The sequence below is a fragment of the Paraburkholderia phenoliruptrix genome, assembly GCF_019511605.1.
GTDB classification, from domain to species: Bacteria; Pseudomonadota; Gammaproteobacteria; order Burkholderiales; family Burkholderiaceae; genus Paraburkholderia; species Paraburkholderia phenoliruptrix_A.
Window position 1 is genome coordinate 58,766 of sequence record NZ_JAEUAV010000024.1, and the last position, 19,200, is coordinate 77,965.

Below are 19,200 nucleotides of genomic sequence, written 5' to 3' on the forward strand. Positions count from 1 at the left end.
ATTGTGCCGCATGGCGCGGCAAGCGTACTCTTTCGGGCACATGAGAATGCGGTGAGGTGTCCGCGGCGGCGTGTGCGAATCGGGTCCACGGCTTCGCACCCGGTGCCTCGCGGGCGACTGCAGTGATGTGTGGGCTGACCGCCTCTGCGCGTCATGTGAGCCGCAACAAAACCGGTTTCGGGTTTCCATAAAGGAAGGGACATACTGATGAACAAAGTCTATCCAGGCGCCGCCGAGGCGCTGAAAGACATCGTCAAGGACGGGCAGACGTTCGCCGTCGGCGGCTTCGGCCTGTGCGGCATTCCCGAGGCGCTGATCGCGGCGCTGCGCGACACGAACGTGCAGGGCATCACCTGCATCAGCAACAACGCGGGTGTCGACGGTTTCGGCCTTGGCCTGCTGCTCGAAACGCGCCAGATCAAGAAGATGATTTCGTCGTATGTCGGCGAGAACAAGGAGTTCGAGCGCCAGTATCTGGCCGGTGAGCTCGAGCTGGAATTCACGCCGCAAGGCACGCTCGCCGAAAAGCTGCGCGCGGGAGGCTCGGGCATTCCGGCTTTCTTCACGAACACGGGCTACGGCACGCTGATCGCCGAGGGCAAGGAAACCCGCCAGTTCGGCGAGAACCACTACGTGCTCGAACATTCGCTGACGGCGGATATTGCGCTCGTCAAGGCATGGAAGGCCGACAAGTCGGGCAACCTGATCTATCGCCGCACGGCGCGCAACTTCAACCCGATGTGCGCGATGGCCGGCCGCATCACGGTGGCGGAAGTCGAGGAAATCGTCGAGGTGGGCGAGCTCGATCCGGATGCGATCCATACGCCTGGCATCTTCGTTCAGCGCATCGTGCTGAATGCGCATCCGGAAAAACGCATTGAACAACGCGTCGTCCGCGCGAAAGGAGACTGATCATGGCATGGACTCGTGACGAAATGGCCGCGCGCGCGGCGAAGGAATTGCAGGACGGCTTTTACGTGAACCTCGGCATCGGCCTGCCGACGCTGGTGGCGAACCATGTGCCGCCGGGCGTCGAAGTGTGGCTGCAATCCGAGAACGGCCTGCTCGGCATCGGCCCGTCGCCGACCGAAGAAGAAGTGGACGCCGATCTCATCAACGCAGGCAAGCAGACGGTGACAACACTGCCGGGCTCGTCGATTTTCTCGTCGGCGGATTCGTTTGCGATGATCCGCGGCGGCCACATCAACCTGGCGATCCTCGGCGCTATGCAGATCAGCAAGAAGGGCGATCTGGCCAACTGGATGATTCCGGGCAAGATGATCAAGGGTATGGGCGGCGCGATGGATCTGGTCGCGGGCGTCAAGCGCGTGGTGGTCCTGATGGAGCACGTCGCGAAGGGCGATCAGCACAAGATCCTCGAAGAATGCACGTTGCCGCTGACAGGCGTGGGCGTGGTCGATCAGATCATCACCGACCTGGGCGTGATCGAAGTCACGGACGACGGCCTGAAGGTGACCGAACTGGCGCCGGGCGTGAGCGTCGACGAGATCAAGGCAAAGACGGGCGCGCCGCTGGACGTGAGCGCGGTGAGCTGATTGGACGTTGCGAGGTCCGTTGCCGCGCCGGTGACGCCGGAGCAGCAACGGCCGCTGTGCACGCCGGCGTGCATGCTCGAGCTGGGTGTGCAGCGCGCAGGTGCAATGCAGGTGCACTACAGGTGAAGTGCAGATGAAGCGGGCGAGGCGCAAGTCTCGTCCGCTTTTTCTTTTCCGACGAAGGCTCTGCTTTGCCTGTCCTATGCCGTTTGGCCGATCGTTGGCATGCGCAAAGCGGTTTACAATCGTCCGCAGGCATTAATCGAAAGTCGCCGCGTGCCGCTTCTCACCGCGTTGCGTCCGCGCTAATGGGCGGAGAGGGCAGCGCTTTTGCAAGGACCACAAATGACTGCAACGACAGCCTTCGCAGGCGAGCAGCCTACGCCTCGTCAACGTTACGTGCAGTGCGCGAGCGCGGCGGGCCTGCATCGTATTGCCTACACCGAGTGGGGCGATCCGGACAACCCGCGCGTACTGTTGTGCGTGCATGGCCTCACGCGTTCGGGGCGCGATTTCGACCGGCTCGCCGCGCAGTTTGCAGGCACCTACCGCGTGGTTTGTCCGGACGTGGTCGGGCGCGGCTTGTCGTCATGGCTCGCCAACCCGAACCTGTATGGCGTGCCGCAATACGTGGCCGACATGGTCACGCTAATCGCACGTCTGAACGTGGAAACGGTGGACTGGTTCGGCACGTCCATGGGCGGGTTGATCGGCCTCGGTCTTGCAGGTCTGGCTGACACGCCCATCCGCAAGCTGTTGTTGAACGACGTCGGCCCGCATCTGGAGCCGGAAGCCGTCAAACGCATCGGCGATTATCTCGGCAAGCCGGTGCGTTTCGACTCCCTGCGCCAAGGCGTGGACCACGCGGCGTTTCTTGCGCGCACCTTCGGCCCGCTGACGCCGGACGAATGGCGCGAGATCAATACGCCGCTGCTGCGCGAGGAAAACGGCACGTGGCTGTTCCGTTACGATCCGCGCATCGCCGAGCCTTTTGCCGCGACCACCCCCGAAACCGCGAAACTCGGCGAGGCCGCACTATGGCATTCGCTCGCGTCCTTCCAGGGGCCGGTGCTGGTGGTGAGGGGCGAGCTGTCCGATTTGCTGTCACGTGAAACGGTCGCAAAGATGGTCGAGACCGGGCGTGCTGTTTCCAGCGTCGAAATCAGCGGCGTCGGACATGCGCCGGCGTTTCTGTCGCCAGATCAGATTGAGATCGCGCGGCGCTTCTTTATCGGCGCCGGCAGCGACGCGTCATAATACGCAGTTGCACGTGGCGCCTGGGGCGTCATGCAAGCCGCATTTCTCTTCAACTCTCTTCTATTTACATCAGGATCTTCCATGGCAGTCATTCGTCACCATGTCGGCAAGCGTCTCTCGGAAATCGCCGTGCACAACGGCACCGTGTACCTCGCCGGCCAGATCGCCGAAGACGCGGACCAGGACATTACCGGCCAGACGCGCGAAGTGCTCGGCCATATCGACCGTCTGCTTGCCGAGGCGAACAGCGACAAAGCGCATTTGCTGTCGGTGCAGATCTATATCTCGGACATGGCGCACTTTGCCGGCATGAACGCGGTGTGGGACGAGTGGGTCGCACAGGGCGCCACGCCGCCGCGCGCCACTGTCGAGGCCCGGCTGGCGAACCCGAAGTGTCTGGTCGAGATCGTCGTGGTCGCGGCGCAGCGCAGCTAGGCACGGCAGCCATTCCGGCAGCTGTTCCGGCAGCCGGGCCGCGCAGAACCAGGTTGTTGAAGTTGAAATTCCGTTGATTTGCCTCGCCCCGCTGGGGCGCCGCACCATGAATACCGAAACCGTTACGAGCGCGCCGCATCCCCTCCCGTCTTTCGACGAAGCGATGGCATTCGTACGGCAGCACGCGGGCGAGGTGCGCCTGTCCTCTGGCGAATTGCTGGCGGATCACGCGGCGGGCACCGCGTCCATCATGCGTACGCTCAATGTCGACCCGCCTGCCGTGCTGGCGGCGGCGTTGTTCGCCTTGACGCCGCACTTGCAGGACCCGGAGCGCCTGATCGCCGACAACTTCGGCGAAGAGGTCGCGCAACTGGTCGGCGACGTGCGCAAGCTGCTGCGCCTCGGCACCGTGAGCTTGCGCGCGGCGCAGAATGCGATGCCCGAAGCGGGGCGCGATGCGCAGGCCGCGCGGCGCGCGCAGGTCGAGGCGTTGCGCAAGATGCTGCTGGCGTTCGCGCAGGACATCCGCGTGGTGTTGATCCGGCTCGCGTCGCGGCTGCAGTCGCTGCGCTATTACGCGGCGGCAAAGCTCACGCCTACGCCCGACGTCGCACGCGAGACGCTCGATATTTATGCGCCGCTTGCCAACCGCCTGGGCATCTGGCAACTCAAGTGGGAGCTCGAGGACCTCGCGTTCCGCTTCGAGGAGCCGGTTGTCTACAAGCGCATCGCGAAGCTGCTCGACGAGAAGCGCGTCGAGCGCGAAAGCTATGTGGCGCAGGCCATTGAACGCCTGCAGCAGGAACTCGCCGCCGCCAACATACGCGCGGAGGTGAGCGGGCGGCCCAAGCATATCTACAGCATCTGGCGCAAGATGCGCGGCAAGGAGCTCGACTTCGCGGAACTGTACGACGTGCGTGCGTTTCGCGTAATCGTGCCCGACATCAAAGACTGCTACACCGTGCTCGGTATCGTGCATAACCTGTGGCAGCCAGTGCCCAAAGAGTTCGACGACTACATTTCGCGGCCCAAGCCGAACGGCTACAAGTCGCTGCACACAGTGGTGATCGGCGACGACGGTCGGGCATTCGAAGTGCAGATTCGCACACACGACATGCATCAGTTCGCGGAATACGGCGTGGCCGCGCACTGGCGCTACAAGGAGGCCGGCACGCGCGGTTACGGCGGGCAGTTCGCCGCCAACGAGAAGTACGACGAGAAGATTGCGTGGCTGCGTCAACTGCTCGCGTGGAAAGACGACGTGTCTGAAGGCGAGCACGGCGAAAAGCGCGCGGCGCAGCCGTGGGAGCAACTGCGCCAGGCCACGCTCGACGACGACCACATCTACGTGCTGACGCCGCAAGCCCGTGTGATTGCTTTGCCGCACGGGGCGACGCCGGTGGATTTCGCGTATCACCTGCATAGCGAGTTGGGGCACCGGTGCCGCGGCGCGCGAGTGGACGGTGCGATGGTGCCGCTGAACACACAATTGCAGAACGGCCAGACGGTCGAGATCGTCGCGGTGAAAGAGGGCGGCCCGTCGCGCGACTGGTTGAACCCGCAACTGGGCTATCTGCATAGCTCGCGCGCGCGTCAGAAGGTGCGGGCCTGGTTCAATGCGGTCGAATTACAGGAACACATTGCGAGCGGCCGGGCGATGGTCGAGAAGACCTTGCAGCGCGAGGGCAAGACTTCGGTCAACCTGGATCAGCTTGCCGCCAAGCTCGGCTTCAAGACGACCGACGATCTGTTTTCGGTCGTAGGTAAGGAAGAGTTCAGTTTGCGGCTTGTCGAACAGGCGCTGCACGATGCGCCGCCGCCCGAACCGGTGGTCGAGGCGCCGGAGCAATTCGAGAAGCGCAGCAGCGGCGCGAGTGTCGCGCGCGGCGCGTCGACGGGCGTGCTGGTGGTGGGTGTCGACGCGCTGCTCACGCAGCTCGCGCGCTGCTGCCGGCCGGCGCCGCCCGACGACATCTCGGGCTTCGTGACGCGCGGCAAGGGTATGTCGATTCACCGCAGCGATTGCCCAACCTTCATGCGCATGGCCGAGCGCGCGCCGGAGCGGGTGCTGCAAACGGCGTGGTCGGCGGATGTGATGAGCGGCCGCGGGCAGTCGGTTTATCCCGTCGATCTGTCGATCGAGGCCACCGACCGCCAAGGGCTGCTGCGCGATATCTCGGAAGTGTTCGCGCGGGAGAAAATGAACGTGATCGGTGTGAAGACGCAGACGCGCCGCAACGCCGCGTTCATGCAGTTTACCGTCGAGGTTTCGAGTGCCGCGCAAATACAGCGCGCCTGCACGCTGCTCGGTGAAGTGACTGGCGTGGTCCGTGCATCGCGCAAAGGCTGACAGCGGACGAGGCCAATAATCGCCGCGAATGCAGCCGTTGCGTGAGTCGCGTAAGAATCCGCGAGTGCGGGATTGTGAAGCCGGTGCATGAAAGTACTTGCCAAGCAGTGTAGGGCTCCATATAATCTCGTTTCTTCAGGCTCGTAGCTCAGCTGGTTAGAGCACCACCTTGACATGGTGGGGGTCGTTGGTTCGAGTCCAATCGAGCCTACCAACGAAAAAGAAACTTCGGCATTGCCGGGGTTTCGCAAACTGCAGTAAGCGCCTGTGGCGCAATAGGCGAATACGGCGAAGGGCGATACGGTTATGGCACCGCGAACGTTGACCGAAACCACTTCGGAGCGACGCTAGTCGAGGACCACTTTCGCCGGTGCAGTTTGCAGGAAATGTGAATGCGGCCCCTCGAAAGCGGGGCCGCATTTTTTTTGGCTTTTTCACCTGGTTGTATGTGCCGCCGCCGGTCGGCGCCATGGAGAACGCAATGGTTTCGATACGTCTGCCTGACGGTTCTGTTCGACAGTACGAGCATCCGGTGACCGTCGCCGAAGTGGCGGCGTCCATCGGCCCCGGCCTCGCGAAGGCGGCGCTCGGCGGCAAGATCGACGGACAACTGGTCGACACGTCCACGCTGATCGATCACGACGTGGCGCTTGCCATCGTCACCGAAAAAGATGCGGACGGTCTCGATATCATTCGCCACTCCACGGCACACCTGCTCGCGTACGCGGTGAAAGATCTGTATCCCGAGGCGCAGGTCACGATCGGCCCGGTAATCGACAACGGCTTTTACTACGACTTCGCCTACAGCCGTCCTTTCACGCCCGAAGATCTGGAAAAGATCGAAAAGCGCATGCAGGAGCTCGCCAAGAAAGACGAGCCCGTGTCGCGCCGCGTTGTGTCGCGCGACGAAGCGGTGGACTACTTCAAGAGCATCGGCGAAAAGTACAAGGCGGAGATCATCGAGTCGATTCCCGCAACGGACGAGATCAAGCTGTACTCGCACGGCGGCTTCACCGACCTGTGCCGCGGCCCGCACGTGCCGTCCACCGGCAAGCTCAAGGTCTTCAAGCTGATGAAGGTGGCGGGTGCCTACTGGCGCGGCGATTCGAAGAACGAGCAGTTGCAGCGCATTTACGGCACGGCCTGGACGAAGAAGGAAGACCAGGAAGCGTACCTGCACATGCTCGAGGAAGCGGAAAAGCGCGATCACCGCAAACTCGGCAAACAGCTCGACCTGTTCCACATGCAGGACGAGTCGCCCGGCATGGTGTTCTGGCATCCGCGCGGCTGGACGTTGTGGCAGCAGGTGGAGCAGTACATGCGCCGCCGCGTGAACGAGGCCGGCTACCTCGAAATCAAGACGCCCATGATCATGGACCGCTCGCTGTGGGAAGCGTCGGGCCACTGGCAGAACTATCGTGAAAACATGTTCACGACGGAATCGGAAAAGCGCGACTACGCGATCAAGCCGATGAACTGTCCTGGTCACGTGCAGGTGTTCAACCACGGTTTGCGCTCCTACCGCGATCTGCCGCTGCGTTATGCGGAGTTCGGCTCGTGCCACCGTAACGAATCCTCCGGCGCTCTGCATGGTTTGATGCGCGTGCGCGGTTTCGTGCAGGACGACGCGCACATCTTCTGCACGGAAGAGCAGTTCATTAGCGAGTCGATCGCCTTCAATACGCTCGCCATGAGCGTGTACAAGGATTTCGGCTTCGACAACGTCGAGATCAAGCTGTCGCTGCGCCCGGACGCGCGCGCGGGCACGGACGAAACGTGGGATCGCGCTGAGCAGGGCTTGCGCGAGGCGTTGACCGCCTGCGGCGTGACGTGGGAAGAACTGCCCGGCGAGGGCGCCTTCTACGGGCCGAAGGTCGAGTATCACATCAAGGACGCGCTCGGCCGCTCCTGGCAATGCGGCACGCTGCAGCTGGATATGGTCCTGCCCGAACGTCTTGGCGCGGAATACGTCGCTGAAGACAACGGCCGCCGGCGGCCCATCATGCTGCACCGGGCAATCGTCGGATCAATGGAGCGTTTCCTCGGCATTCTGATCGAGCACCACGCCGGTGCAATGCCCGCATGGCTTGCACCGATGCAGGTGGTAGTGATGAATATCGCCGAAAACCAGGCCGAATACGCCCAGTCTCTTGCCCAATCGTTGCAAAAACAAGGGGTTAGAGTGGAAGCCGATTTGCGCAACGAGAAGATTAGCTATAAAATACGTGAGCACACGCTCGAGAAGGTGCCGTACCTGCTCGTGGTCGGCGACAAGGAGCGTGAAGCACAAACGGTAGCCGTGCGTGCCCGTGGTGGCGTTGACCTTGGCGTAATGCCGGTCGGCGCCTTCATTGAGCGTCTGCGCCAGGACGTGCAGTCGTTCAACTGAGCCACTTGGCAGCCCGGCTCGTTTTTTTAATTTTTAGAGGAAACGTAACATCGCTACTGATAAGTCTGCGCACCGCATCAACGGTGAAATTACGGCACCCGAGGTGCGTCTGGTCGGAGTCGAGAACGAACCGCTCGGCATCGTGAAGCTCGCTGATGCGTTCCGCATGTCGGAACAGCAAGATGTGGATCTGGTCGAAATCGCTCCTCAAGCGGTCCCGCCGGTTTGCCGTTTGATGGACTACGGCAAGTTCAAGTACCAGGAAGCGAAGAAGCAACACGAGGCGAAGCTCAAGCAGAAGGTCATCCAGGTCAAGGAAGTCAAATTCCGCCCGGGTACCGACGACGGCGACTACAACGTCAAGCTGCGTAACCTCGTCCGCTTCCTCGAAGACGGCGACAAGACGAAAATCACGTTGCGTTTCCGTGGCCGCGAAATGGCTCACCAGGAAATTGGCATGCGCATGCTGGAACGCCTGCGCACCGATCTCGACGAAGTTGGTCAGGTCGAGCAAATGCCGAAAATGGAAGGGCGCCAGATGATCATGGTGCTCGCTCCGAAGAAAAAGAAGTAAACGGTCAGAGCGGCGGCGCGCCATGAGGCGCGAGTTCTGGTTGTCAAAGATAATGTCGCCGCGCCGGGTATCCGGTGCGGCGACAGCAGGTTTCGGAGCGGCGCTCGTGCAAATGCGCGTCGTTTCCCGAAAAGCGGCTGCCGGCGGTATCGGCGGTCTGCATACCAAGTGGAGTGGGTTTCGAAGGGCGGGTAATGGCCATCTGGCCGACCGCACACCCATATCCATCTAATAATGGAGTTGTCATGCCGAAGATGAAGACCAAGAAGAGTGCTGCGAAGCGCTTCGTGGTGCGTCCGGGCGGTACCGTCAAGCGCGGTCAGGCCTTCAAGCGCCACATTCTTACCAAGAAGACCACCAAGAACAAACGCCATCTGCGCGGTTCGACGGCAGTTCATGATTCCGATCTGAACTCCGTGCGCGCAATGCTGCCGTTCGCTTAACCCTTAACCGAAACTCATAGGAGCAAGACATGCCTCGAGTCAAACGTGGGGTTACCGCACGGGCCCGTCACAAGAAGATCATCAAGCTGGCCAAGGGTTACCGCGGCCGTCGCAATAACGTCTATCGCATCGCCAAGCAGGCGGTCATGCGCGCAGGCCAGTACGCCTACCGCGATCGCCGCAACAAGAAGCGTGTGTTCCGCGCACTGTGGATCACGCGTATCAACGCGGCGGTGCGTCAGCACGACATGACGTACAGCGTGTTCATCAACGGCCTGAAGAAGGCTTCGATCGAACTCGACCGCAAGGTGCTGGCCGACATGGCTGTGTTCGACAAGGCTGCTTTTGCTGCGATCGTTCAGCAGGTGAAAGCCGCCGTTGCAGCCTGATTGCGCTTCTGGCAATTAACACTGCGTGGTTCGTTGCAGCGAACATCCGGTAGTCTCGGTGACGCTGCAACAAAAACGGGGCTCCTCACCGAGCCCCGTTTTTGTTGGTAGAACCGGTTTGTTTCGATAGAACACTGACGTTGAAATGATGGGATCAATGGATCTGGACCAGATTGTCGCCGACGCGCAAAACGCCTTCGCAGAAGCCTCCGACGTCACCACGCTCGAAAACGAGAAAGCACGCTTTCTCGGCAAGTCGGGCGCGCTGACCGAACTGTTGAAGGGCCTTGGCAAACTCGATCCCGAAACGCGCAAGACCGAAGGCGCACGGATCAACCTCGTCAAACAACAAGTCGAAGCCGCGTTGACGGCACGCCGTCAGGCGCTGGCCGACGCGTTGCTGAACCAGCGCCTCGCCGCTGAAGCGATCGACGTCACCTTGCCGGGTCGCGGCGCCAATACGGGCAGCCTGCACCCGGTCATGCGCACGTGGGAGCGCGTCGAACAGATTTTCGGCAGCATTGGATTCGACGTGGCCGACGGCCCCGAGATCGAAACCGACTGGTACAACTTCACCTCGCTGAACAGCCCGGAAAATCATCCGGCGCGTTCAATGCAGGACACTTTCTATGTGGACGGCAAAGACGCCGACGGCCGCCAGTTGCTGCTGCGCACGCACACGAGCCCGATGCAGGTGCGCTACGCGCGCACCAACACGCCGCCCATCAAGGTTATCGTGCCGGGCCGCACCTACCGTGTGGACAGCGACGCGACTCACTCGCCCATGTTCAATCAGGTCGAAGGTCTGTGGATCGACGAGAACATCAGCTTCGCGGACCTGAAGGGTGTCTATACCGACTTTCTCAGGAAGTTCTTCGAGCGCGACGATATTCAGGTTCGTTTCCGTCCGTCGTACTTTCCGTTTACCGAACCGTCGGCTGAGATCGACATGCTGTTCGAAACGGGCAAGAACGCGGGCAAGTGGCTCGAGATTTCGGGCTCAGGCCAGGTGCACCCCACGGTGATCCGCAACATGGGTCTCGACCCGGAGCGCTACATCGGCTTTGCATTCGGCAGCGGCCTCGAGCGGCTCACCATGTTGCGCTACGGCGTGCAGGACTTGCGTCTGTTCTTTGAAAACGACCTGCGCTTCCTGCGTCAATTTGCCTGAGTGAGTGTGTGAGCGCGCGCGGCGCGCTTTGCATAGAGCGCGGCGATGCACCCGAAAGTGCGAGCCGCCAAAGCGTCCCGGCAGTGACTTTCAGCGAAGCTGGCCCTGCCTCATGCGGACCTAACCCGATCAGAACGTACACAGAACCATGCAATTCCCGGAATCCTGGCTGAGAACCTTTGTCGATCCGCAACTGACGACGGACGAGCTGTCGCACGCCTTGACGATGGCCGGTCTCGAAGTGGAAGACCTGCGACCGGCCGCGCCGCCGACCTCGAAGATCGTGGTCGGTCAGGTGCTGGAAGTCGTCAAGCATCCGGATGCGGACAAGCTCAACGTCTGCCAGGTCAACGCAGGCACCGGCGCTACGCTGAACATCGTATGCGGTGCGCCGAACGTGGCGCCCGGCATCAAGGTGCCGGTCGCGCTGGTCGGCGCGCAACTGCCGCCGGCCGAAGAGGGCGGCGCACCGTTCGCGATCAGGCTGTCGAAGCTGCGCGGCGTGGAAAGCCAGGGCATGTTGTGCTCGGCACGTGAACTGAAGCTTTCCGAAGATCATAGCGGCCTCATGATCCTGCCGGAAGATACGCCGATTGGCCAGGACATCCGCGAAACGCTCAATCTCGACGACACCATCTTCGAGATCAAGCTGACGCCGAACAAGGCCGACTGCCTGTCCGTGTTCGGAGTGGCGCGCGAAACTTCCGCGATCACCGGCGCGCCGTTGCGACCGCTCGAGATCAAGCCCGTCGAAGTCAAGCTTGACGAGACCTTGCCGGTCAAAATTTCGGCGCCCGATCTTTGCGGTCGCTTCTCAGGCCGCGTCATCCGCGGTGTGAATGCGCGTGCGAAATCACCGCAATGGATGGTCGAACGTCTGGAGCGTTCCGGTCAGCGCAGCATCTCGGCGCTTGTCGACATCTCCAATTACGTGATGCTCGAGCTGGGCCGTCCGTCGCATGTGTTCGATCTCGACAAGATCCACGGTGGCATGGACGTGCGCTGGGGCCGCAAAGGCGAAACGCTGAAGCTGCTGAACGGCAACACGGTCGAACTCGACGAAACCGTCGGCGTGATCGCGGACGAGCAGCATATCGAAAGTCTCGCCGGCATCATGGGCGGCGACAGCACGGCCGTCACGCTGGACACCACCAACATTTATCTTGAAGCCGCATTCTGGTGGCCCGACAGCATTCGTGGCCGCTCGCGCAAGTACAACTTCTCGACGGACGCCGGCCATCGCTTCGAGCGCGGCGTCGACTACGCGACCACCGTCGAACATATCGAGCGCATTACACAACTGATCCTGGATATTTGCGGCGGCGAGGCAGGTCCGGTGGACGACCAGGTCGTCAACGTGCCCAAGCGCGAGCCGGTGAAGATGCGCGTGTCGCGCGCCAACCGCATCATCGGCGTAGCAATCGGGGCGGACGAGATCGCGCAGATCTTCACGCGCCTTGGCCTTCCATTCGAGCGCGACGGCGACACGTTCTCGGTGATGCCGCCGTCATACCGCTTCGATATTGAAATCGAAGAAGATCTGATCGAGGAAGTCGCGCGTATTTACGGCTTCGAAAAGATTCCCGCGCGGCCACCGGTCGCAAAGAGCGAGATGCGCGCCACCAACGAAACGCGCCGCTCGATCCACACGATCCGCCACACACTCGCCGCACGCGACTACGCGGAAACGGTGAATTTCAGTTTCGTGGATGCCGAGTGGGAGCAGGACTTCGCGGGCAACGACAAGCCCGTGCGCCTGCTGAACCCCATCGCGAGCCAGTTGTCGGTCATGCGCACTACGCTGTTCGGCAGCCTGATTCACGTGCTGCGCACGAATCTGAACCGGCGTGCCGCCGACCGCGTGCGCGTGTTCGAAGCGGGCCGCGTGTTTCTGCACGATCCGTCGATCAAGGCCGGTGAACTGACCGTGGAAGGCTTCGCGCAGCCGAAGATGATCGGCGGCCTCGCCTACGGTCCGGCACTCGAAGAGCAATGGGGCGCGCCCGCGCGCACGGTCGACTACTTCGACGTGAAAGCCGACGTCGAGGCGCTGCTTGCGCCGGCAGTAGCGCGCTTCGTGAAAGCGGAGCATCCGGCGCTGCATCCGGGGCGCAGCGCACGCATTGAACTGAATGGTCGCGCGATCGGCTGGATTGGCGAACTGCATCCGCGCTGGATGCAAAAATATGATTTACCGCATGCGCCAATTCTGTTTGAACTTGAAGCCGACGCATTAATGCAGCGCGTGTTGCCCACACCGTCGGAAGTGTCCAAATTCCCGCCGGTGCGACGCGATATCGCGGTGGTCGTCGATCAAAAAATCGAGGTCCAGGCGCTGCTCGACGAGCTTCAGGCGGCCCAGTCGGAGCCTGCCTGCAAGACCGTTCAGAAGGTTGCGCTTTTTGACGAATTCCGTCCAAAATCAAATACTTCCGGCGGTCTGGCGGCTCACGAGAAAAGCCTTGCGTTCCGGGTTACCTTGCAAGATACTGGCGGGACCCTTCAGGACGAAACGGTCGATCTGGCCATTCAGACTCTGGTGGAACGTCTGGCTCGAGTATATGGCGCACGGTTGCGCGGATAACCCGCATTTAACAATTGCACGGCTGTTTCCGCATCCTTTGTTTTCTGTCTGGCGCGCCATTTGATAGATATGAATGAAATGAACTCGAGTGATTTCGAAGCCCTTCTTACGGCGCAACGCAGCGCCATGATTCGAGAAATTCCGACATCACCCGCCGCCGTTTCAACTGAAACGCCGACGCTCACCAAAGCGGAACTTGCCGAGTTGCTGTTCGACAATGTCGGGCTCAACAAGCGGGAAGCGAAAGACATGGTCGAGGCGTTCTTCGAGGTGATTCGCGACGCGCTGGAGAGCGGCGACAGCGTCAAGCTCTCGGGCTTCGGCAACTTCCAGTTGCGTGACAAGCCGCAGCGCCCGGGCCGGAACCCGAAAACCGGCGAGGCAATTCCCATTGCCGCGCGCCGCGTTGTGACGTTCCATGCAAGTCAAAAGCTGAAGGCCCTGGTCGAGAACGGCGCAGAAGCGAGCTTTACGCGCTGATCGACTGGCGCGTTCCTGCGCAACCCACCACGACGGCTAACTGACGATGACAGCGACGATGGAAAAAGTCGTCTTGCCTCCGATTCCGGCGAAACGCTACTTCACAATTGGTGAGGTCAGCGAACTATGCGGTGTCAAGCCGCACGTGCTGCGCTATTGGGAGCAGGAGTTTACGCAGTTGCGGCCGGTCAAGCGGCGCGGCAATCGCCGGTACTATCAGCATCATGAAGTGCTGTTGATCCGGCGCATCCGCGAGTTGTTGTACGAGCAAGGCTTCACGATCAACGGTGCACGCAACCGGCTCGAGTCACATGGCGGCGGCGCGCACGGTGCGCCGGCTGAAGCAGGCGAGCATGTCGAAGGGATCGCACCGCCGGCGCCGACCACGGTTGCTGTCGATGTCGAGCAGTTGCGCAAGGAACTGCTGCATGTGATCGATCTGCTCAATCGCTAACGGGTTTGTTCACGCGGGGCGGTTCTCATCGAATGAAGTGTCTGTTATAATTTCTTGCTGTTCGGGGCGTAGCGCAGCCTGGTAGCGTACCTGCATGGGGTGCAGGTGGTCGGAGGTTCAAATCCTCTCGCCCCGACCAAAGAAATCAAGGCCTTATGGATGCATGTCCATAAGGCCTTTTTCGTTGGACCGATCTTGTCCGCATGTTTGCCTCCACGTTTGCCCCCGCACAAGAAAGGGCTCGCATCTCAACATGGTAGAACTTCCGGCGGCGGGGAGCTTGTGCGCGTTCGGTCTTCAGTTCGGGCGACTTCGCTCTGTCGCACACGGTTCGCCGGCCGTTCGAAATGTGGTCGCGTCGCCGATGACAAGCGCTACGTAGTAGTCACAGCGGTCGAATCGACTGCGCTCATTGTTGATTCGCACCGAATCCTGAACCGAAGCGAAGAACCGAAGAACCGAAGCGAAGAACAACAGGGCTCCGATATCCAGCACCGTCGCGAATTGTTCCCCATGTCGCGCACGAAAGCGCTCCCGGCATGCCGGACAAAAAAGCGCCGCCCCCGGGCGGGGTACGGCGCATGTCTAACGGACCGTGAAGCAACGCCCGTCAGGCGCTCTTTTCCCCAGCGGTGGGGAACGGCAAGCTGTAAACCCGTTTGCCAGTAGCCGCAAAAATCGCGTTCGCGACCGCCGGCCCGACGGGCGCGACACCCGGCTCGCCGACGCCGGTCGGCGCTTCGCCGGATGGCACGATATGCACTTCGACCTTCGGCATCTCGGCAATTCGCAGCACCTGGTAGGCGTCGAAATTGTTCTGCTCGACCTTGCCGTCCTTTAGCGTGATCGCGCTGTGCAACGCGGCGCCGAGGCCGAAACCAATCCCGCCTTCCATCTGGGCCGCGATGATGTCGGGATTGATTGGCGTGCCGCAATCCACCGCACAGACCACGCGCTCCACCTTCACGCTACCGTCCTCGCCAACGGAGACTTCCGCGACCTGCGCGACGAACGTCTTGAACGCCTCGGCGACCGCGATGCCGCGCCCGCGGCCTTTAGGTAACGGTTTGGCAGGGTCCCAGCCCGCTTTCTGCGCGGCGAGTTCGAGCACGGCCCGCATGCGCGGTTCGTGCGCGAGCAGATCGCGGCGGAAAAGGAACGGGTCCTTGCCCGCGGCGTGCGCGGCTTCGTCAATGAACGCCTCGACCGCGAATGCCGTGTGCGAGCTGCCGACTACCCGCCACCACAGCACCGGCACACCGGTCTGCGTGGTCGTCAGTTCGACGGAGATGTTGGGAATCGCATACGCCACGTTCGCGGCGCCCTCGACGGACGTCGCGTCTATGCCGTTCTTGACCATGACGCTTGCGAACGGCGTGCCGGCGAGGATCGACTGGCCGACAATCCGGTGCCGCCAGCCGACGAGCTTGCCGTCCGCGCTCAGGCCCGCGTCGAGCTTGTGGAAGTACATCGGCCGGTAGAGGCCGCCGTGAATGTCGTCCTCGCGGGTCCATTGCAGTTTGACCGGCGTGCCGTTCGCACCCAGCGCACGGGCAATCGACACGGCTTCGACGATATAGTCCGAGCGCGTATTCGCACGCCGCCCGAAGCTGCCGCCTGCATAGAGCGTGTGAATCTTCACCTGTTGCGGATCGAGCCCAGCCGTGCGTGCGGCATTGGCCTGGTCAACGGTCTGGAACTGGTCGCCGGCCCAGATCTCGCAACTGTCGGCAGTGAGCTTGACGACGGCGTCGAGTGGCTCCATCGGCGCGTGAGCGAGGTACGGGAAGGCGTAGGTGGCGGAGACCCTCTTCGCCGCGCTCGCGAGCGCCTGCGTCGCATTGCCGTCCTTGCGGGCGGATGCACCGGGTTGCTCGGCGAGCTGTCGGTATTCGGCCATGATCGCGTCAGAGCTGCGCTTTTCGGCCTTCGAATCGTCCCATTCGATCTTCAGCGCATCGCGGCCCTGTTTCGCCGGCCAGAAGCCCTTCGCAACCACTGCGACGCCGCCCGGCACCTGTACGACCGCGACGACGCCCGGCACGGCTTTCGCAGCCGACGCATCGAATGACTTGACCGTCGCACCGAAGAGCGGCGGACGCTGCAGCAACGCGACCAGCATGCCGGGCAACGTGACGTCGAGCGTGAACTGTGCGGTGCCGTCGGTTTTCGGCGGCACGTCGACGCGCGGCAGCTGATGGCCGATCAAACGGAAGTCTTTCGGCGATTTGAGCGCGACCTTCTCCGGCACCGGCAAGCGGGCCGCAGCCGACGCAAGCGAGCCATAGGTCGCGCTCCGCTTCGTGGCCGCGTGGTGGACGCTGCCGTCGCGCGTCTCCAGCTCGGTTGCGGGCACCTGCCACTGCGCGGCAGCGGCGGAGACCAGCATCGCACGCGCTTTCGCGCCGGCTTCGCGCAATTGCATCCACGAGTTGGCCATCGCCGAACTGCCGCCTGTGCCTTGTATCGTGCCGAACGCAAGGTTCGCGTAGCGCTTCGCGTCGGCGGGCGCGCTTTCGACACGTACGTCTTGCCAGTTTGCGTCAAGCTCTTCTGCGACGATCGTCGCGATACCGGTGTATGCGCCCTGGCCCATCTCGACGTGCTTCGCGATGACCGTCACGCCGTTGTCCGGCGCGACGCGCAGGAACGCGTTGGGGGCGAACGTCGCGTTGGGTAGCGTGGCGGCGAGCGCGCGGCGGCCCGTGCCCGCCCACTCGAAGCCAATGGTGAGGCCGACTGCGGCGACGCTGCCGGCTGCTTTCAGGAAGGTCCGGCGCGACGGACGTACTGCGTCAGTGAAATCTGATCCGGTCGTCATGGTCAGGCCTTCAGGGTGGCAGCGGCTTCGTGAATGGCCGCGCGTATGCGGGTGTAGGTCGCGCAGCGGCACAGATTGCCGTTCATCGCTGCGTCGATATCGGCGTCGGTAGGTGTGGCGTTGTGTTCGAGCAAAGCTGTCGCGGACATGATCTGTCCAGACTGACAGTATCCGCACTGCGGCACCTGCAGCTTGACCCATGCGGCCTGGATAGCTTTCGCGGGCCGGCTTGCAATGCCTTCGATGGTCGTGATTCGCTTGCCCGCGACGGCGGCGAGCGGCAGCACGCACGAACGTGTGGCCTCGCCTTCCAGATGAACCGTGCAGGCGCCGCATTGCGCCATGCCGCAGCCGAACTTCGTGCCGTGCAGGCCCGCGTTCTCGCGGATCGCCCAGAGTAGCGGCGTGGTGGGATCGGCATCGAGCGTAACGTTCTTGCCGTTGAGGACAAACGATGTAGACATGAAACCTCTCCGTGGGGAAAGCCCGAAACCTGGTGCCGGGTGTACGCGGCAGTGTGACGGACCTCTAGCCTTTGCGCTTACACAATCCTGCAAAAAAGTTGAACAATGCTGCAAATCGAGCAGACGAGCCGTGGCTGCACCGGCACTGCCTGGGTATGCTCGATTCCGTCAACGGAGTTCAATGCACATGGAACAGAGTTCTTCCGGCCTGGATACCTGCGCGTCGCGCGAAGCAGCACGCCGCGAACTCGCCGCGCTCGTGAGCCGCTTTGCGCCGGTGGACGGTGCGCATCAGACGGCGATTCCCTCGCTGAGCTTCTACCGCTACTCGGCGCCCACCGATCTTGGCTGCGGCGTGACGAGTTCGGCGTTCGTGTTTGCGGCGCAAGGCGCCAAGCGGGTCGTGGTGGCGGGGCAGGCTTACGACTACGATCATCTTCACTGCCTCGTGACGTCCGTCGATCTGCCGATGACCTCGCACGTTACGCGAGCGTCCGCCGACGCGCCTTATCTGTGCGTGAAGCTCACGCTCGATCCGCAGTGCATCGCCGAACTGGCGACGCAATTGCGTTTGCCGGAACCGGGTGCCGTGTCGGCGGGCGAAGGCATCGCCGTTGGCTCGCTGTCGGCGGCTGTTTTCGACGCAGCGCTGCGGCTCGTGCGATTGCTCGATACTCCGGGTGACATCCCGGTTCTCGCGCCGCTCATCGAGAAGGAATTGCTCTACCGGCTGATGACGAGCGAGCAGGGCAAGCGGCTGCGGCACATCGCCGTGAACGGCAGCCAGACGTACCGGATCGCGCGGGCCATCGAGTGGATCCAGAATCACTACACCGAGGTTTTGCGGGTCGAGATGCTGGCGCAGGAGGTGAACATGAGCGTGTCGTCGTTCCATCATCATTTCAAGAACGTCACGACGCTGAGTCCGCTGCAATATCAGAAGCAACTGCGGTTGCACGAGGCTCGCAAACTGTTGCTCGGCCAGCACGGGGATGTCGGCTCGGTGGCCATCAGGGTCGGGTATGACAGCCCATCTCAATTCAGCCGGGAATATAGCCGGCTCTTTGGGGCGCCTCCGCTTCGCGATGTGGTGCAACTGCGCCGCCGGAACGGGGTGGGATACGGCGAGTAAGGTTCGCGCGAAGGCGCGCGCTCGACGCGACAAGCCGAAGTGCGCGCCAGGCTGTTGGAGTACGGCTGTAAATATGGCAACTGGAAGCGCATGTGTGCGCACGGCGTGGCCGCCGCGCCATTGCGTTGACTTGAGAAAACCAGAGATAGAGGAAACACTACGATGCGATCGAGCACGGACGTCGATTTTTTTCGCCTCGTGACGAACAGCTATCAGCGTCTGCTCGGTAAATCGCTCGTGCCGGCCGGTATGAGCGACACCGAAGGCGCTACATGGCTTTACGCAGCGGCGCCCTTTGGGCTCCTCGCGCACGATACGCAAACCGATCCTGTCTTCATCTACGGCAACTCGCGAGCGCAAGCGATTTTCGGATACGACTGGAACGAGATCACGGCTCTGCGCTCGCGCCTGTCGGCGCAATCGCCTGAACGCGCGGCGCGCCAGGCGTTCCTCGACCAGGTGACGCGCGACGGGTTTGTCACCGGGTACCGCGGCATTCGCATCGCGAAGGGCGGGCAGCGCTTCTGGATCGAAAACGCAACCGTCTGGCAGTTGTTCGACGACTCAGGCGTGCTGCGCGGGCAGGCCGCCATGATTCCGCAAGTGACGGCGCTCTGAAGATGGACTGCGCGGGTCGTGACGCGCTTGCGGTGGCGAACGTGATGCCGCTTGCCTTATAGATTGCATATCCATAAGGCCTT

17 protein-coding genes and 2 tRNA genes are annotated in these 19,200 nt (G+C 62.1%); 17 read left to right on the plus strand and 2 right to left on the minus strand.

The window, feature by feature from the left end:
* The first annotated feature begins 207 nt into the window (after nucleotides 1–207).
* The 15 genes from JNB89_RS24485 to JNB89_RS24555 all read left to right on the plus strand — a co-directional run bounded on the left by JNB89_RS24485 (nucleotide 208) and on the right by JNB89_RS24555 (nucleotide 14,221).
* A complete protein-coding gene (locus tag JNB89_RS24485) occupies nucleotides 208–912 on the plus strand; it encodes a CoA transferase subunit A (RefSeq protein ID WP_013339931.1) in 705 nt (234 codons plus the stop codon).
* 2 nt (nucleotides 913–914) lie between these two features.
* Nucleotides 915–1,556, plus strand: a complete 642-nt coding sequence (locus tag JNB89_RS24490) for a CoA transferase subunit B (RefSeq protein ID WP_013339930.1) — start codon at nucleotides 915–917, stop codon at nucleotides 1,554–1,556.
* Nucleotides 1,557–1,901: 345 nt separating this feature from the next.
* Nucleotides 1,902–2,813 carry an alpha/beta fold hydrolase gene (locus tag JNB89_RS24495; RefSeq protein WP_220363919.1) on the plus strand — a complete coding sequence of 304 codons (912 nt, stop codon included), beginning with the start codon at nucleotides 1,902–1,904 and terminating at the stop codon, nucleotides 2,811–2,813.
* A gap of 81 nt (nucleotides 2,814–2,894) precedes the next feature.
* The gene (locus JNB89_RS24500; protein ID WP_013339928.1) at nucleotides 2,895–3,248 is read left to right on the plus strand and encodes a RidA family protein; all 354 of its coding nucleotides are present in this window, start codon (nucleotides 2,895–2,897) and stop codon (nucleotides 3,246–3,248) included.
* A 106-nt stretch (nucleotides 3,249–3,354) separates the two neighbouring features.
* Nucleotides 3,355–5,598 (plus strand): RelA/SpoT family protein, encoded by a 2,244-nt coding sequence (locus JNB89_RS24505; protein ID WP_013339927.1) that lies wholly within the window; start codon nucleotides 3,355–3,357, stop codon nucleotides 5,596–5,598.
* A gap of 137 nt (nucleotides 5,599–5,735) precedes the next feature.
* Nucleotides 5,736–5,812: transfer RNA gene (locus JNB89_RS24510), tRNA-Val, on the plus strand.
* 267 nt (nucleotides 5,813–6,079) lie between these two features.
* Nucleotides 6,080–7,987, plus strand: coding sequence for a threonine--tRNA ligase (gene thrS, locus JNB89_RS24515; RefSeq protein WP_135894899.1), 1,908 nt, complete (start codon nucleotides 6,080–6,082; stop codon nucleotides 7,985–7,987).
* Nucleotides 7,988–8,036: 49 nt separating this feature from the next.
* Nucleotides 8,037–8,561, plus strand: a complete 525-nt coding sequence (infC, locus tag JNB89_RS24520) for a translation initiation factor IF-3 (protein ID WP_075643713.1) — start codon at nucleotides 8,037–8,039, stop codon at nucleotides 8,559–8,561.
* A 245-nt stretch (nucleotides 8,562–8,806) separates the two neighbouring features.
* Nucleotides 8,807–9,004, plus strand: coding sequence for a 50S ribosomal protein L35 (gene rpmI, locus JNB89_RS24525; RefSeq protein ID WP_006052501.1), 198 nt, complete (start codon nucleotides 8,807–8,809; stop codon nucleotides 9,002–9,004).
* A gap of 29 nt (nucleotides 9,005–9,033) precedes the next feature.
* Nucleotides 9,034–9,393 carry a 50S ribosomal protein L20 gene (gene rplT, locus JNB89_RS24530; RefSeq protein WP_006052502.1) on the plus strand — a complete coding sequence of 120 codons (360 nt, stop codon included), beginning with the start codon at nucleotides 9,034–9,036 and terminating at the stop codon, nucleotides 9,391–9,393.
* 157 nt (nucleotides 9,394–9,550) lie between these two features.
* Nucleotides 9,551–10,564 (plus strand): phenylalanine--tRNA ligase subunit alpha, encoded by a 1,014-nt coding sequence (gene pheS / locus JNB89_RS24535; protein ID WP_220363920.1) that lies wholly within the window; start codon nucleotides 9,551–9,553, stop codon nucleotides 10,562–10,564.
* A gap of 148 nt (nucleotides 10,565–10,712) precedes the next feature.
* The gene (pheT, locus tag JNB89_RS24540; RefSeq protein ID WP_220363921.1) at nucleotides 10,713–13,148 is read left to right on the plus strand and encodes a phenylalanine--tRNA ligase subunit beta; all 2,436 of its coding nucleotides are present in this window, start codon (nucleotides 10,713–10,715) and stop codon (nucleotides 13,146–13,148) included.
* Between the two features lie 69 nt (nucleotides 13,149–13,217).
* Nucleotides 13,218–13,628: an integration host factor subunit alpha gene (locus JNB89_RS24545; RefSeq protein ID WP_006052505.1), complete on the plus strand. Its 411-nt coding sequence runs from the start codon at nucleotides 13,218–13,220 to the stop codon at nucleotides 13,626–13,628.
* A gap of 46 nt (nucleotides 13,629–13,674) precedes the next feature.
* Nucleotides 13,675–14,082: a MerR family transcriptional regulator gene (locus JNB89_RS24550; protein WP_013339923.1), complete on the plus strand. Its 408-nt coding sequence runs from the start codon at nucleotides 13,675–13,677 to the stop codon at nucleotides 14,080–14,082.
* A gap of 62 nt (nucleotides 14,083–14,144) precedes the next feature.
* Nucleotides 14,145–14,221, plus strand: a tRNA-Pro gene (locus tag JNB89_RS24555).
* Between the two features lie 471 nt (nucleotides 14,222–14,692).
* Here the strand turns inward: JNB89_RS24555 and JNB89_RS24560 are convergent.
* Both JNB89_RS24560 and JNB89_RS24565 read right to left on the minus strand, forming a co-directional pair.
* On the minus strand, nucleotides 14,693–16,903 hold the full coding sequence (locus tag JNB89_RS24560; RefSeq protein WP_220363922.1) for a xanthine dehydrogenase family protein molybdopterin-binding subunit: 2,211 nt from the start codon (nucleotides 16,901–16,903) through the stop codon (nucleotides 14,693–14,695).
* Between the two features lie 2 nt (nucleotides 16,904–16,905).
* A complete protein-coding gene (locus JNB89_RS24565) occupies nucleotides 16,906–17,367 on the minus strand; it encodes a (2Fe-2S)-binding protein (protein ID WP_013339921.1) in 462 nt (153 codons plus the stop codon).
* 187 nt (nucleotides 17,368–17,554) lie between these two features.
* On the opposite strand from JNB89_RS24565, the gene JNB89_RS24570 reads away from it, so the two are divergent.
* Nucleotides 17,555–18,499, plus strand: coding sequence for an AraC family transcriptional regulator (locus JNB89_RS24570; RefSeq protein ID WP_013339920.1), 945 nt, complete (start codon nucleotides 17,555–17,557; stop codon nucleotides 18,497–18,499).
* Between the two features lie 162 nt (nucleotides 18,500–18,661).
* Nucleotides 18,662–19,117 (plus strand): MEKHLA domain-containing protein, encoded by a 456-nt coding sequence (locus tag JNB89_RS24575; protein WP_135894895.1) that lies wholly within the window; start codon nucleotides 18,662–18,664, stop codon nucleotides 19,115–19,117.
* Nucleotides 19,118–19,200: the final 83 nt, after the last annotated feature.